This window comes from Paenibacillus polymyxa (assembly GCF_001719045.1).
In the GTDB taxonomy this organism is placed as follows: domain Bacteria; phylum Bacillota; class Bacilli; order Paenibacillales; family Paenibacillaceae; genus Paenibacillus; species Paenibacillus polymyxa_B.
The window spans coordinates 5244752-5261139 of record NZ_CP015423.1 but is presented as its reverse complement, the minus strand read 5'-3'; the positions used below and the strand labels follow the sequence as shown (position 1 = coordinate 5261139).

At 46.6% G+C, this 16388-nt stretch carries 12 protein-coding genes; all 12 read right to left on the bottom strand.

Annotation, left to right across the window (positions count from 1 at the left end):
* Window positions 1-519: 519 nt before the first annotated feature.
* Window positions 520-765, bottom strand: a complete 246-nt coding sequence (locus AOU00_RS23815) for a type B 50S ribosomal protein L31 (protein WP_013310118.1) — start codon at window positions 763-765, stop codon at window positions 520-522.
* 64 nt (window positions 766-829) lie between these two features.
* A complete protein-coding gene (locus AOU00_RS27250) occupies window positions 830-1069 on the bottom strand; it encodes a hypothetical protein (protein ID WP_237166228.1) in 240 nt (79 codons plus the stop codon).
* Window positions 1070-1273: 204 nt separating this feature from the next.
* Window positions 1274-1423, bottom strand: a complete 150-nt coding sequence (gene rpmG, locus AOU00_RS23810; RefSeq protein WP_007430271.1) for a 50S ribosomal protein L33 — start codon at window positions 1421-1423, stop codon at window positions 1274-1276.
* 68 nt (window positions 1424-1491) lie between these two features.
* On the bottom strand, window positions 1492-2061 hold the full coding sequence (locus tag AOU00_RS23805; RefSeq protein ID WP_069291810.1) for a hypothetical protein: 570 nt from the start codon (window positions 2059-2061) through the stop codon (window positions 1492-1494).
* A gap of 80 nt (window positions 2062-2141) precedes the next feature.
* Entirely contained in the window at window positions 2142-3524 is a 1383-nt protein-coding gene (locus AOU00_RS23800) for an MFS transporter (protein WP_061831361.1), read from the bottom strand.
* A gap of 92 nt (window positions 3525-3616) precedes the next feature.
* Window positions 3617-4084 (bottom strand): MarR family winged helix-turn-helix transcriptional regulator, encoded by a 468-nt coding sequence (locus AOU00_RS23795; protein WP_069291809.1) that lies wholly within the window; start codon window positions 4082-4084, stop codon window positions 3617-3619.
* 218 nt (window positions 4085-4302) lie between these two features.
* Window positions 4303-7332: a GAP1-N2 domain-containing protein gene (locus tag AOU00_RS23790; protein ID WP_069291808.1), complete on the bottom strand. Its 3030-nt coding sequence runs from the start codon at window positions 7330-7332 to the stop codon at window positions 4303-4305.
* Window positions 7329-8594, bottom strand: coding sequence for a TRAFAC clade GTPase domain-containing protein (locus AOU00_RS23785; protein WP_069291807.1), 1266 nt, complete (start codon window positions 8592-8594; stop codon window positions 7329-7331). The genes AOU00_RS23790 and AOU00_RS23785 overlap by 4 nt, the downstream gene beginning before the upstream one ends.
* 16 nt (window positions 8595-8610) lie before the next feature.
* Entirely contained in the window at window positions 8611-9264 is a 654-nt protein-coding gene (locus tag AOU00_RS23780) for a hypothetical protein (protein WP_061831357.1), read from the bottom strand.
* Between the two features lie 18 nt (window positions 9265-9282).
* Window positions 9283-10572, bottom strand: a complete 1290-nt coding sequence (locus AOU00_RS23775) for a vWA domain-containing protein (protein ID WP_061831356.1) — start codon at window positions 10570-10572, stop codon at window positions 9283-9285.
* Between the two features lie 46 nt (window positions 10573-10618).
* Entirely contained in the window at window positions 10619-12985 is a 2367-nt protein-coding gene (locus AOU00_RS23770) for a transcription initiation factor TFIID (protein ID WP_061831355.1), read from the bottom strand.
* A gap of 3 nt (window positions 12986-12988) precedes the next feature.
* A complete protein-coding gene (locus AOU00_RS23765) occupies window positions 12989-16378 on the bottom strand; it encodes a tubulin-like doman-containing protein (protein WP_061831354.1) in 3390 nt (1129 codons plus the stop codon).
* Window positions 16379-16388 lie beyond the last annotated feature (10 nt).

Below are 16388 nucleotides of genomic sequence, written 5' to 3'. Positions count from 1 at the left end.
ATGTCGTTTTCAATTAATATACATGAAACCACTGAACCAATTCTGAACAAAAGCTTATCTATAATGATGCCTAGTTGTATCAAGTCTCTAACTATATCCTTCAAATAACTTATTTCCGCAAATGATTTATCGGAACCCTCCCTTAATCGCGACTCTTGTGCTAAAAAAAAATAATCGCAGGCTAGATACCTGCGATTATTTTTAAATTAAGACAGCCTATGCGAAGTATAGAATTACGTTTTAAAATGATTAGTTGCCAAGATTAGCAATGCCGCTACTGAATATCTTAAAACGTTATATTCGTATCTTTTTTTCATCATAGCCCTCGTCGACTATTGTTCAGCTTCATTTAGCATTAAAAAGCAGCAGCTTCATGGACTGTTCCAGAAGAGTGTTAAATTCGAGACTTGAAAATACATTTGTTATTCGCGTTGTTTCGGATGTAACTATCCGTAAAAAATAAAAAAGCTAGGTTTACGAATTATTGGCATAATCCGTAAACCTAGCTCTCGACGAGTCTTACTTAAGGTTATATTTTTTGTTAAAGCGATCCACACGGCCACCGATATCCACGTTTCTTTGTTTACCAGTGAAGAACGGGTGGGAAGCGGAGCTAGTATCTACACGGATAACTGGGTATGTGTTGCCATCTTCCCATTCCATCGTTTCTTGCGAATATTTAGTGGAAGCACTCAGGAAAGTAAATCCACAGCTAGGGTCCAAAAAGATAACTTTGTTCAATGTTGGATGAATATCTTTTTTCATTAGTTTCACCTAATCTTTCATGTAGTTTTAGTTTCAAACTTAAACGTACTGGCGCAATACTCCATCAGTTGGCAAAAGGAACGGTTATGTCCCAGAAAAAAAGACGACAGATCATAACAGTTGCGCTCAAGCTCGTAAACGACAAGCAAACGATGCCGCATATACGCATCGCCCATTGCACGAACGCTCCGGATCTTTCGTCAGCCTTCATCGTTATATAAGCATATAGTGAATGGTCCTCCGGCTCGTCCCAAATGCTGACACCAGCACAGGAGAACTCGGTAGCCACGTGCTTTCGATTCAAAAGGCAAAGCGTACCATGTAGCTCGGCATCTATCATACAGCCTTGAAAAAAAGCCGTTTTCTTAGGTGCAAGCTTTAACTTTGGACGCTCTGTCCACTAGACTAATTCAAGTTTTCGCCGGTTCCATAACGCAGGCTTTTGCAAACTTAACAGGCTTCGCTCAGGAAGCAGAATCATTCAGGTTGCTATGCAGCAAACCTCAAATTATCTAGTTTCACGATGGATCGTGTACTTTTTCAGACGCGGAGAGTATTTTTTCATTTCAAGACGCTCCGGATGATTTCTTTTGTTCTTGGTTGTTGTATAGTTGCGATCACCGGATTCGGTGCATGCCAAGGTAACAATTACGCGCATTTCTCTTCCTCCTTAATTGGAATACATGGTATACAATTACAATAGTAATTTTTACGATTAGTTCTATTCTATAATTCATGCTCCGCTTTGTCAACCTTAGAGTCACGGTTTGTCGCTTCTTCGACCGTATTCCATCGATTACGGTACTGTGCAAGCTTCGGATGAAGTTCCTGGGGGTCGCTCGAAAGCACCAATCTGACATTTCTAATCCATTCTCCAAATGATGCATAAGAAGCGCACAAATTTGCAGTTTCAGGACTCATGTACAAAAAAAGTGGGGTCGTATACTTTTCCGCCAAAAAACGGATGGCTGCTTCAATCGGCGTATACTTTTTACGCTTACCTTCCCAGTTCTCAATCACAACAGCACTCAAAGCTTGCTCCCGCTGCCACTCTCCCAGCTCGTCCACCCGCTTGTAATACGAACGTACCGGCTGCTTCCACATTCTTCTGACGGTTTCTTCATGTAGCGGATACAACACCAGCTTTGTAAAAGATAATGCAGCCCCCGTTTCGGCAAAAAGCTCCAGCTCTCTGGCTGTAATCTGCTCGAACGTATCATAGTAGACCATGGTCCCTTTATGCGTCTCGATCGGAGGCTCATAACCATAGGGTACATATTGAAGGTTTCTTGTCATGCCGGACACTCCGTCCTTCCATAGATGAACTTTTCCTTCTATATTATACCCTTGTTTTGGCATGAGTTTACATCAAATGTTTATCCTTGCTCAACAGCAGGCGTATTACGGCGTGAACCCCTTCGGAATTGCAACGCATAAAGTCCCATCGTCACAAGCGCAATCAGTGCAAGCACCGTAAAAATATTGCTAAAATTGAACACCTGCACATTAGATACGACAGGATTCAAATGAAAGGACGACGAACTATCCAGCGTTTTGCCCAAAATACTTGTCGTGATCGCCCCGGCAATGAAATTCAGCAGAGATAGCAGCCCCATTCCAACACCAATCTGATCTTTCGACAAGGTACGAGAAATCGTGTTGGACATGGCAATTTGCATGAAGGTCTGACCTACGTTTCCGAAAATAAGCAAAAATAAAATCAGATACGGAGAGGCACCCACAAATGTTGACAAGCTGATAAAACAGATAAACAAAAGCGATACAGCTGTATAGACGAGAAACGAATTTCCTTTGCTATCCGCCAAACGCCCTCCTCTTTTACCCAATAGAGCCGAAGCAATAGCAGCCGGAAACATAACCAGTCCAATTATTGCCGGCGTGAGCTGATTGAGACTGTTCAGAAACTGCGGTGCCAAGTACGGCAATCCAAAGCTAATCCCCGTCCCTAAAAAAGCGATAAGGAGCCCGTATGAATATTGCTTGTTACGGAACAGCTTCGGCTGGATGAATGGATCATGCGCAGTGTTAATGCGCCATATAAACAGTGCGAATAACACCACACCGACCAGAAAAAACATCATATTAGTTTGCGAAATCGAAAGTAATAAGAAGGCTACTGTTCCACCCAGTAATAATCCACCCAGAAAATCGAACTTCTGATCCTCTCCACGCTGATCGTCCAAATATTTGCGGAAAAACGGCAATGCGATCAGTGGCAGCATGGAAATGACGAACAAAAAACGCCAGCTTGCAAAGCCTGTGATCAAACCGGAAATAATCGGAGCCAGTGCAGTACCTAACGCCAAGCCGATTGCTGTGACGCCCAAAGCACGTCCCCTTTTTTCAGCCGAGAAATAACGGACTGGGACGATCATAGCAGTTGCCGGAATAACAGCAGCCCCTGCAGCCTGAAGCAAACGAGCTACAATGAGCATCCAAAATTGATTGGCCAACAGTCCAATAAGCGAACCCAGTGCAAAAAAGATAATCCCAAACGTCAGCAAATCCTTAAGACGATATTTATCTGCCAATTTGCCGTAGGTCACCGAGCCAACTGCATACACGATCATATAGCCAGTCAGCAACCAACTTACATCGGAAGCACTAATATGAAACTCCTCTCGAATTACAGGCATAACGACATTAAACATAAAAGCGTTCATCACTGAAAAAACAAGTGTGAAAGCTAGCACTCGCATAAGCTTATCCGCATTGGGATAAGTTTGTTCATTTATCATTTGGTTGTCTCCCTCTCCTGTAAACCTCTTATCTAAGATCATATTTCACTGTTTTTGATACCCCTATCCGGGCAAATTCTCTATATATCCGCTCAAACGCGGGTGTCCGCAGGGTGGTAGTCGCGGAGAATTTTTTTAAGCAGACAGCGTAGCGTCTCCGATTCTCCTACAGATAATGTTTCACCTACCGAGCTTTTAATTGCCTCAATAGTACGTTCAGCTACTTTGTGAATCTCTAAGCCTTCCTCAGTCAAATAGATTTGCTTCATTCGTGCATCTTCCGGGTGACTTTTGCGTATTGCCCAGTTTTTCTTAACGATCCCGTTAACCAGGCTGGTAACGCTTGATTTATCAATAAGCAATAGCCTTTCCAAATCCGTATTGGTGACTCCAGGCGATACCGCCAGTATATAGAGCGTCTGCGATTGTGGGGAGGTGAGTCCCAAAGGGCGCAGTGCCGTTTCAATTTCGCGCCGGACGGTAGTGAAAATCCATTTAATTAAATACATTGTGCTCTCTTCCTCACAAGGAAGACAAACGGGATACACCTCACTTCCCATCTCACTACGAACCTCCATATCCATCTAAATTTAATAGTTTGAATTCCAACTAATTTTAATCAGCTGCCTACTTGGTGTCAATACTTTCGTAAAATAATGCTTTACTAGATAAGATGAATTTCAAATTACGAATTCATTCTTCATGGAAATTTATGTATATTAAAAGACGAGCCCTTGAAGGAAGCCCGTCTTTTACTTTATTTCTGTTTTATAGTTGCTTAGTCTGCACTCTTCACTTGAACCAGCGGGTATTCTTCTCCATCAACGGTAACCGTGCTAGCATCGTTCAGCTCCAGCCTTTGCCAAATGGTCAACAGCGTACGATAAGGATACTTCTTCAGATCGTACTCCTTTGTCTCTGTACCATCACCGGACGTGCTGCCTATGGTTTTATCGGCTGCTATACCACTACCCTCAGTAGAAATCTCCGAAGTCGAGCCTCCGTCCGTGTTGCCTGTCACTGCTCCAGACTGATCGCCGCTTGTTCCACTGGATGTACTACCACGAGCTGTGGAACCACTGTCCGTGGATTGTCCATCTGCTGTCGTACTTTTTGTAGTGGCGCTCCCAGTAATTACGTCACCGGATGGGTCATTGTTCGCATTACTGGCAGCTTCCTTGTCGTTCTGTTCAGCAAGCGTAAAATTTTCGTATAAGTGCTCCTGTTGGTCCGCCCCGACAATGACGAGCTTCTTCGGCTTAAATTCTGCCTGCTCTGTCGATGTCTGAAACGCAAACAACAGCTTGACCATTTTCGTAGTGGACTTGGTATTAGGCACATGTGTCACTATCGCCGTAGGCTCCTCTTTTACGGGCACTGTAGGCTCTACAGGCTGTTGTACAGGCTTCGGAGCAGCAACAGGCGCAGGTGTGTCACCAGATCCGATCACCCCGGTTGCTTTCAGGCCGCCGAGCGTACCTGCAATGACAATCAGCACGATCCCGGAAATCACCCCACCTTTACGAAAACGACGAAGTGTTTTAACCAACGGTGTGTCCGTCTCCCGCTTTGCTGCCAAATAAAAATTTTTAAAAGCAGGCTTTGCAGGTTCAAAATATTGACGCCACAGCGTTTTTTTATGCAGTCCCTCTCGTCCTTCCTTTTGGAAGAATAGAAGTAGCGCACGTCGATACGACGGTTCGAAACCGCCACGTGGAGTGGCAAACTCGGGGTGTTGTTCCGACCATCGGATAAAGCGGTACATCGTATCGTTATCCTTCGCCCATTTGCGGATCGAACTGACCAGACGAGCGAAGTCCAATATTCCTTCTCCCGGCCCGTCAGAACGATAGAATGCAGGCAACAGACGGGCAAAATGGCCTTCCGCAAGCTGCTGGGGCAGCCAGCCATAAGCCCAATCCTGTACCTTTTCTACTTCGCCAGGCTCCAGGCCGTCCAGCACCGACGGTTCCGGTTCCTCCGTATTAAACCAATCGTAAGCCGCAATCAATCGCACTGCTTGTCCCTTGAGGGGAGCAGGCAGCTTTCCAACCCACTGCACCAAATCGGGACGTGTAAAAAATGGAATCTGTACGACCTGATCGGGTGATATTTCTTTTAGCTCTACTTCGGTAAGTAAATACCGATCCGACGCTTCCTGCAGGCGCTCTGTCAATCCAGATTGCTCCAGCGGGGACAGTTTGCCTACAGCAGAGCTGCTGTCCCATTGACGCAAGCGTTGGTGAATGGCAGCCACAGCCTCTACTGGTTTTCTTTCGGCACGCAGTCTTCCCATCAGTGCAGATTCTGCCAAAAGCTGAAAATCGGCATTCGCCGACACTTCGATATACCGACTGCCCCATTCATGCACAACGGCCAGCAGCCCCTTGGCATCCGGTGTTCTTTTCATCTGACTGTCCATGTAGGGAATGAACAGCATTTTTGTAAGCGCCGGATTACCCAGCACTTTCGTAAAATATGCCTTGCCTAATGACGGATTCTCCTCAATCGTATGGTAAATATACGTGACTGCTTCCGTATTTCTGGCAGTATAAGCATTGTTTAGCGAACGGATTAAATATTCCACCAACCGATTTTCGCTGCTGCGTGCATGAACTTTATAATAGTCCTTGAAACTATCGACTAGACCTACATCTGGAATATATCCATCCTTCACCCGATCAAATTCATGATCAAAAAACGATAGAAACAGATCATTCAGCCTCATTTTACGTGGCAGCGAATCGGGTGGCGATAAATAATCAGTCAAGCTTCGTAATACAGCGATTCGTTGTTCGTTGTATAATGCCCGCTCTCCCTGCTCAATTCTGTACAACGTAATGAGCTCATGATAGCTGGATGGAGTCAAATCACGCCCTGCCTCCATACCTGTCAGCATTTGCTCGGCAAATTTGAAGAAATCATCCAGCGTCTCACCATTCAGCAACGTGCGGACAATCCAGTCAAAATACGGCTGTCTCACCTGCTCTGCATCCACATTAAGTATTCGACTATGGTTAGACAGGTCAAATACAAAGTCCTTTTCCACATTCCGATCACCGGGACGCAAACTAAAAGGCTCAACGAACATCAAGTGAATGCCTTTTCTGCTGTTCGGTTCCTGTGCATATGTAAGAAATCCGAGTCTGTTCCGAAATGCATAAGGCAGTGCCGCATACAGCACACCCAGCAGCTGCTTGGCTGAAGATCCGACCGCTTCTACAGGAACATTCAATGCTACATATACCTTTTTGCGACCCGCTGCGGACATCATGACTGCGTATAAAAGCTGTTTGAACACTTCTTCGCTCAGCTGCAATTGAGCCAGCACTGTAGACGGGTCAACAGCCGGAAATACACTTCCACCCGGTAGACGCTCCAATTCCGGTAAATCCGTTCCCTGCTCAATATCATAGGTATCAACAAATGATGTGTTCAGCCACTGCTTATAGTCAGACGGAGATTCACCATGTCCGGCTGGAATCACATAGTTGTGCGTGAAAAAGGCGCTCCGCAGCCCAGTAAAATCCGCAGCCTTATAAATACTGCGGCCAAGCACTACATCCCCGGACTCCGTCCGTACCAGATGCATGGCTTCTGGATAGACGCTTTCCTGCTTCTCGCCACGCGCCGTCAAAGCAGCAGGCGCATCATATACACATAAGGGATGGAGCACCTTTTTAATAAAAGAAGCATCCAATCCTTTGGAATTAGCCACTGTATCGAAGCCTTCCGTAGAACGGAAAATTCCACGCCGTTCCCGTGTGTACATCTGCTGTTGTATCAAATGAGAGGTAGAATAACTCACTGTGATTCTCTCCCCTCAATGTACTTCAACTTATAAAGCAGCCAAATGAATGGCTCATCCACACGGATCGGACTAACCAATCCTTGTAGCTTTTGCTCCACCGGATTGCTACCCAGCGCGGAAACCGCGAAATAGGCCGTATCCGTAAAATATACATCCATCGTGCCCTTGAACGGCTTATCCACCTTTTCGATGAAGCGTCGAACTTCGCCATCAATGTTCGCGAACTCATCCAAATCCATATATTTGCGATGCTCCATCGGATTAAAAATATTGCTATTCGTCTTGATGTATGTGCCTTCTTCATCTGCCAATGCAGTAAGCATATCACTTTTGGTCAGGACGACAGCGGTCGGAATGTCCGTTTTCCCTTTTTCCTGATAAGCGATAAAATCACCGAACATCGTAAGTACGACATCACGCGGTTCATCATATTGCGAGACCCATTCACCCGGCTTATCGCCAAGGTTAATCTTAATACGCTCCCGAATAGAGCGGATTTGCAGTGGATCGACCATAAAGAGAATACCTGCTGAATTCTTAATATGCTGTCCATGCAGTCCCAGATAGTCCTGATCTACCATTCCCTCACCGGCGACATCAAAAAATACCAGCGTCAGTGGCGGCTTTTCCTCATCCTTAAATACAAACTGGAAGATAAAAGGCTCCTGCATCTTTTCTTTTTGTGTCGATGTAAGCAGATCGCCTCGTTCAAATAGGGGTTCCTCATACATGGTGCGGAACTTTCGGCTGATCTCTGCATTGAGCGGCATGCAAGCTGCGTCAAAATGATCGGCCGTAACATGCTGCAACGTGTGAATCAGGGAGGTCATATAGACAGATTTCCCCGCCTGCGAAGCTCCAATAATCGAAATGATATTGCTAGGCACCTTACCCGCGGTCACGGGCAACTCGTTATGGCAGTGCGGGCACAGTCGGTGGCGTGTCAGCTCGCCATAACGGTCCGTCAATCCTGTCAGTACATGATCAGAATACAATCGATGTTCCTCAGGGACATCAAGGGGATGCAAAATTGCCTCCATATCATGCACACTGTCCAAGCCAAAACGCTCCCGATATTTGTTCAACAGCTCATCTTCACCCAAAGCATAGTCCTCGTCATCTTCACGGTGATGAGAAGCACGGAATACCACGTCCTCCGGGGAGAATTTACTAAAGCAATAAGGGCACACAATATCATAAAATAACGGCCTTGGCGCTGCCTGTGGCTTTCTTCTGAATAAATTGCTAAGAAAACTCATCGGTTGCGGCCTCCTTTCATTCAGGAACTAATTCATATACCGTGCCATATTTCTGGCCGTCTGTAAAAAACAGCCGCACATATTCATCTCCCCCCACTTCAACAGCGGGTAAAACATTCCGTCCCGCGGCAAAGGGTGCCGTGAATGGATACAAGGTTCCATCGTCCCGGTCTGCGGGATAGCCCCCGCGCTTCTTCACGTAGCAAAGCGCCTCCTGCGGGACAGGAACTTCGGCTGTCACCTGAATCTGGACGGTTTTGCGGCTGCGAAACCAGCTTTTTTTATGGTGAACCGCATATCTGATTTTAGCCCTCCCCGTACTCAACTCCAGTTGGTTGGCTTCGTCTTGCTGACGGATCACGTAAGTGTCTCCATCCTCCCGAACAGCCGGATACACGGTATACCGTACGCGTCCAATGCCTTCAATTCGGTCACGATAGCTGCCAGCAGCCTTATACTCCTCGCGTGTAAAAAGTTTTAGGCTTGAAAAAGGTGGTAAAACTTCGGCTTCATTCTGCCCATTCATACCTGCATCGGCTGATTGTTTCGCAATATATACCACGGCTGCGCCCTCAGGCCACTGCCAGCGTAACACAACCCGGTTGTCATCAATTTTGTGGCTCAGCTCCGAAATAACAGGATCACCGGGCTGTGCTTCCCTATACTGCATAAGTTCCAGCCTCCCGTTCTAAAATCCACTGCTGCGTCGATTGCGCGTCGGGGCTTCCGGTGCCCCTCTCCGGCGTCCTGACGGCGCACCCTGACTTCCTCCACCGGAAGATCGGCGAGTATTTTCCGCAATCGGCAGAACAAGCGAAAAGACAGCAATAAGGGCCGCCAGTACGAGCGCTGCCACCAAACGAATCATCAAGTCGCCTATAGGCGAGCCAGATAATCCCTTTTCCAAAATAAAGCCAGCGAGCAAGCCTGCCGGGACTCCTCCAATCGCAAAATTCCGCGCGAGAAAACGGTTATCAAACATCAGCCCAAGAGCTAATCCCAATAGAGCGCCGATAATGACCAGAGCCGTTACGCGATAAATGGCAAAATACAGACTGTCGGCATACTCACCTGTCCGCTCCGTTACCAGTGTGCGATCACCGATTTTGTTATATATTTTACCGAACGCCTGAGTAAGTCCTTGGGCATTGGCTACGTTAGAATAAGTTCCGCCCGTCAGTTGGGCGATATTTTGCAATAAGGCTATACCATCCGACTCTGCCAGTTTCAGCCCGATCGTATTAATCGGAATCTGGCGGGCGATATAAGGAGCCAATGCTGTCTGGGTATCCAGATCGCTAAAGCCGTCAGAGAGCATAATAACGAGAGAACCTTTTTCTGCATTACCTTGGGTTTCAATCTCCTTGATCGTCTCGTCCAAAGCAAGCCCGATCTCTGTACCGCCTGACATTATAGTCTGCATACTATCGATTTTGGAATAAACCGCTTGCTTCTCTGCATCTGTGCCAATGGGAGTAAATGGCTGAACCAACTGCGCAGCAGATTCAAATGAAACAATGGCTACCCGCTTGTCTCCATCCATTTGGCCAATTAGACTTTTGGCAGCCGTTAGGCGTTCATTATCAGGATCTGTTTGCTGCATACTCCCGGAATTATCAATCACAAGCACAAGGTCCTGTACGCTCTTGCGCCCTTCAGGATTAACCTGGTAGCCCAACTCCAATAGCAGACCTGCCACGAACAACATCACCAGCGTAGCAGGCACCAGTAACTTCCAGGATAACCCGGAGTAGCGCTGACGCCATGAGTGTCCATTTAACTGTGGCGAAATTAGTTCGCCGATCAGACAACCTAGGCCAATGCACAGGGCCATGATGCCAAAATACAGCCCGATCACGATGATATGCGGCCAGTGCCCTATCAATTTGTGAAGAATAAGCTCTCCCAAGATGAAGCCTACTACGGCGCCCAGCAAGCCGAACAGCAATAGGAGAACGTTAAATTTACGCTGCTTCATAAGAATCGTTGCTTCCTTCCATCATTAAAGTAGGATGAATATGTGGTTACCGCAATTCCGGCAACCGGTCCACGTCGATTCCGTGAAACACGAAACCATTCGCAGTATATGTCTCATAATACGTTTTGCCGTTGCGGTAAACCATCAGATCCTCCAGATGGAAGCCGCCCATCAAATGCAGCTTTTCCACCCCGCTGCTGCGACGCTCATGTACAAAACCCAGCTTGTAAATACGCGAAGTAATGTCCACCTCCATCGCATAAGGAAGAAATTCGCCTTCGTAGTCACCAAAGAAGTACTTTTCTTCATACCGATGCTCATGGGTATAGTCGAGCAAACGTATGTTAATTCCGCCATGTTCCTCTAACGTTTGATACAGTTTTTTAAACAGCTCATCCTTCGGAACGACCAGCCGATTTTCATATGCAGCAGCTACATTGGCACGCCGCAATAATTCTTCTTCGAAGGTCTGATTAAACGGCTGTGAACTGAGAATCAAGGTGCGACAGGTCTGCGTGAGTCGATCCACCAATGCAGACAGGCCCCCGTCCAGCAATCCGGATACAGGCCCCATATGCCGGGTATCAAAAAATATAGATTTTCCCCGCTTGCTTTCCAGCTCACGCATGACATCCTCCGTCACACGCTCGTAATACTCGAACAGGTTCTGACCTGTGTAACTATCGGCCTGCCGGATACTGTCCGTTGCAGCTTGATGCAGTTCACGCTCCAGGCTGGAAAGCTGTACTGTAATATGCTTCGCTTGTGCATGCCATTTTTCTAGTGCCAGTTCATAGCGGCGAAGCAGCTCCAAATCGGCTTGAATTCGCAGCATGTGCAGTTTGTGCCCGTAAACCGTCTCGGTCAGGTAACGAATCAAGCTTCGAACATTATGCTTATCCATGAGTGGCAATCGTTGAAAAGGTTGGTCTTCCACTCGCCCGCTATACAGGGTGTCCAGTTCAGCGGCACTAATCTGCAAGTCATTGGACGTATCCCGAATCAGTCCACGAATGGCTGTAAGCACATTCCCTGTTTTATTTTCATCCGTCCAGTCTGTCAACTCGAATAAGCCGATTTCAGGATATTCCTTGGCAGCTGCATTCACAGCCGACTGCAGACCTGATTCCGCCTGAAAATCTCCCAACCGTTTGTGGACAAGCCGTTCACAGTTATCGCGGAAAAAGGCTTCGCAGCCCTGACCAAACAAGGCTTCCTCCGCCTCACGTAATGTCATTCGCTTCAACGAACCGTAGCTGGCTCCGCTGGTCATCAGTGCGCTCATGTCCGTGATCGCTTCATTACCAGGAACGAGATCATTTCGCGTGCGACCGCGCTCAGCAGCATCTAACCCAAAATAATTCAGCTTATCGCGTATGTCCCACTCCTGCTCTGTTCTCATACGCTCTAACAGCTTCACATAAAAGTGATACAGCACCGTAAGTGCGATTGACTGGTTAGGGCGGTTGACTCGGGAAAATCCAGCCGACACATAACCCTGCCGCCCGGATTCCGTCATGATGTTGTTTTTAAACGATGTATTGTTGTACCCCCCATCCTGTGACCGATAGGAATCTCCTGCCTGATAGCGATTTTTAAGAAGCTGAATATGGCAAATGATGTCACAGCTTTCTCGCAGGCTATTCGGCACCGTTACGCCGCGTTCGTTCTTGTCGGACAGCACATAGACGAGGTCGAACAACGGTGATGGAGCATGGGATACTGGAATGGTCAATTTGTCCTCGGTCATATGAAGCGGTGCTGTAAACGTATACTCTGGACTCTGGATATAGTCCAGCTCCCGCATGAAAGCAACGGACGTTGCACTACTGTAGCCGAATTGGACAGCCTGATCGCTTTCATTCACCAACACATACAGATCCATTTGTACCGATTTAAAAGACTGTGCAAAAATATACTCCGCCAACAGCGTAATCTCAGGGATTAATACGTTCATGGGGTCATCCGCTGTCGTCAAAATCGACAAATGGACACGCTCGAACGAAGAATACAACCGACCGTAATCTGCCAGATGTCCACTAGCCCGGCGCAACGCGGTGTTAAGCTCAATTAGCTGCGATTCATGTGTATAAAAAGCCTGGTGCAAGTCACGGCGTATCGTTTGGTGGCCACTTTCCTCCGGTACCGCTATCGTATGCACAATAGCATCCACCGAACGATCTACAGCCGCATGTTCTTCCTGCGAGCGGATCTGAATATACGTTACTCCCGTGCTGTTATCCCACTTGGTCCGGTTGATATCTGCAATGGTGTTCATCACCGGGTTCATGCGATCACCGATAAAAAGAAACACGGACGGGAAATGGATGCTGCTACGTCCATCCCCGCTTCCGATTAATTGATCCTCTGCGGCTGCATAGTCAGCCGCATAACGTAACAGCTGCTCTCTCATACTTTATTTCAACTTTCTGCGGATGTCGTTTAATTTTCCAGCCATTTGAGCATAAAATGCATATAGTTCTGCTCCGTTAGCCAGCTCCACCTTTTCATATTCCAATTGATTGCGGGCCTCTGTGTAAGTTGCAGCCAGTTCATCCAGCTTCGACAGCAGTGGTGTAATATCCTCCGATGAAGTCAATACAGCATCACGGCGATCGGCCTTACGCATTAGAGCTGCAAATTTCTTTTCTTCCAAACCACGGAAGTTTGTAAACACTTCAAACTCCACATAATTGCGGCTCTTCATGACGTTCGCAAACGGCTCCCAAGCCTCTTCCTCTTCGTCACGGTCATAGACGTACAAAGCGCCTTTTTTCGTAATCGTGTCTGTATAGAGAGCCTGAATGAACTGATCCAGCCATTTTTCTTCATCCTGATATTTGCCCAGCAAAGCTTCCAGTTCAGTGGCTTTCGCTTCAATTTGTGTATATTTCGCTAGTTCTTCACGAACCACCTGTGTTAACTCTGGTGAACGGATCAGGTTTTCCTTCGCCATCTCTTCATTGATGCTGCCAAAGATGTCCTTGCTTCCGGCCTGCTCCAGCCCTTCAGCCAGCAGACGCTTCAACTCAGACCATGCTCTTTTCACCTCACCCAAATTCGGCTTGGATTCCTGCAAGCGCATATCGTAGCCTGCCAGCATCGCATTCAGATCTAGCGCATGTGAACGGATTACAGTGAAGCGGCTGCTCGTATTTTGATCGACATCCTTTTCCCGAATCACGCCAAGTGACTTGGCACGGTCAAAGTCATTACGAATGCGGGCATTGTAAGCTTGCACACGCGAATTGACGTAAGTTTCGCCCCATGACTTTTCAGGAATCGGCGACGGCAGATTAGTCCAGTTGTTCTGACCTGTTTGTACCAGATGGCGGCCAATACCTTCGCGGTCAAGAATCGTTTTTTCATAGCTTTCTTCATACACTTTGAGCGGCGTATATACAAACAGAGGAACACCATTACGCGTATTAAGCCAGAAAATCCGGTTACGAACTTCACTCTCTTTAATAGTAAAGTGTGATTTGCCAATTGCATTATTTTGATAATTGCGAACGCCTTTCAGGATATTAGGTGACTGTACAGGTACTGAAACGAATCCCCATGATGGGAAGTACAAGTTGCCAGAGCTATTGCTCAGATGAAACACAGGTACAGCTTCCTCATCCAGTTTGCTCGCAATGTAGCGCTCCACAAATTTTTCAATGGCTTCATCTTGCCCGTATTTCATGACGAGGAAATCTTCCATGGAACGGGTAATGAGATCACCGAACTTATCAGTCAAGAAATTGGAGATTGAGCTGATGATGTCCATATCCTGATCCTTCACCCATTGGTCTGAATTTTCGAGCAATTCTTGGGCAAAATCACGAATCAAATCATCACCGTTTCGGTTATCCAGCAGCTTGGTCACAACTTCAGAAATATCCGGTACACTTACCAGATTCCAATAGTACGTTTTGTTACCTTTGTGATCGGACTGTTCCTCGCCGTTAATCAGCAGATCGCCATTCTTCTCGAAAATTGCGCTCAGCGCGTTCAAAATTTCAGTAAATACATTATAAATGCGGCTATTTTCCTTGTTCAACAGGTCATACAGGTCTTCATAAAACTCAATGAGCTGCTCTGTACGTTCCACATCAGCCCGCAGCCAATACTCATTAATTTTCGCTTCGATGTACGCATTTTTCTTTTTATCCTTAGACACAAACGCGCTCTTGGCATCGCCCAGCTTTTCGTTCGCCTGCTCACGTGCCCATTCAATGTCCGTTGGAATACGGTGCAGTGATTCACGCAACGTCTCAACATATGAAAGCAGCATTTTCAGCAAGCTAAATCCTTTTTCAGTATAAATCATGCGGGATACATAAAACGGCCCTTGCTCAGGATGGAGAAACATCCGGCGAATTTGATCCGTAAACTGTCCTGTAATTTCCCCAGGAAGCTGCTTCTTCGCTTTGATATACTCTTCACGAGCACGCGTCAGGAACGTTTGCTCCAGCTCGGTATCCATATTGACCACTTGCATTTTAACGACATTGCTATAACTTAACCGTTCACTGTTTTCAAAGCCCGGAAGTGGCTCAGGTACACGGGATTCAAAGTTTTTGATCATGCTATCCAGATCCACGCCCAGCTTGCGGGCAAACTTCTCTACATCCTCTTGATTTGGCGATTGCTCGAACATTTTGGACATTTTGCCAAACATTCGATAGGCCAGATATGTCGTCATTTCCTCCATTGGCAGTACCGCCGAGGAAGCCCCGATAATATTGTAATCGTAGTTTGCCGGATACGCCTTATTCATTTGTGCGATGTTGGTACGGATATTGCTGATATAGTCATGAATGGCAAACTCTTCGCCCGACTGTTTTTCCTCACTCGCCATAAAGTTAGTGATGTTCTCAGCGGTGACATTCATGCAGTAATCATAAGCATTTTCCAACAGCTTGCCTTCCGTATTCGTGGCCGAAATGAGGTGGCACAGATTAAACGGTGGAAGCGGCGAGTTCACGGTCAAAATGTTGCCGTACTGCTGCTTAAAACGTTCACCACGGCTATCTACATTCATCCAATAGTCCAGTTCTTTCAGTGCAGCATAGCCGTTCTTTTTAATATATTCACGGGTATGCTCGCTCAGGCTTTTGTTCGCCAAATTAATATCTGGTGTAAACAGATAACCTAATGTATTTACACGGTCTACGCCTGCAGAGCCATAGTCGCGCTCAATAATTCCTCGGACGATATATGAAATATCGAGGAAGGTACCGCTTCCTGTACCGCCGGACAAACCGGACAGCAGGAACACCATAAGCTTCTTGTTGGTGCCTTCAGACAGGGTTTTGATTTTTTTGTCAATGCTTTGTACGACCTGATTGATTTTGGTGAACAGCAGCAATCGTCCTGCCTGCCGCACCCCTGCCGCACCATTCATACCATCGGTAATGCTTAGTTCGGGAGACAGCCAATCGGTAATGTACGGCTCAAGAATGCTGCGGTTTTGCAGCAATCCACCGATTTCCGCATTGGACAGCAATACAAACTCATTGATAGGGTCCAAACCAATCCCCTTGTATTTTTTGTTGCGATCTTGTTCATTCGTTTCAAAAGCGAGAAATTCCACATTGTCCGGTTTATCGCTCTTTTTCTTGGAAATCGGATCTGCTGGAAGCTTGAATCTACGGTTAATTTGATATTTCAAGCGGAGAAGGGCATCAATCCCCGTACCTCCGAGTCCGATAATTAAAATAGGATTATCAATTGTATCAACTCTGATCTTATCGCTTACGATCCCTCCGCCGAGTGATACGTCTAATTGTTGGATATGCTCTCTAACTACTGGTTTCATAGATATGACC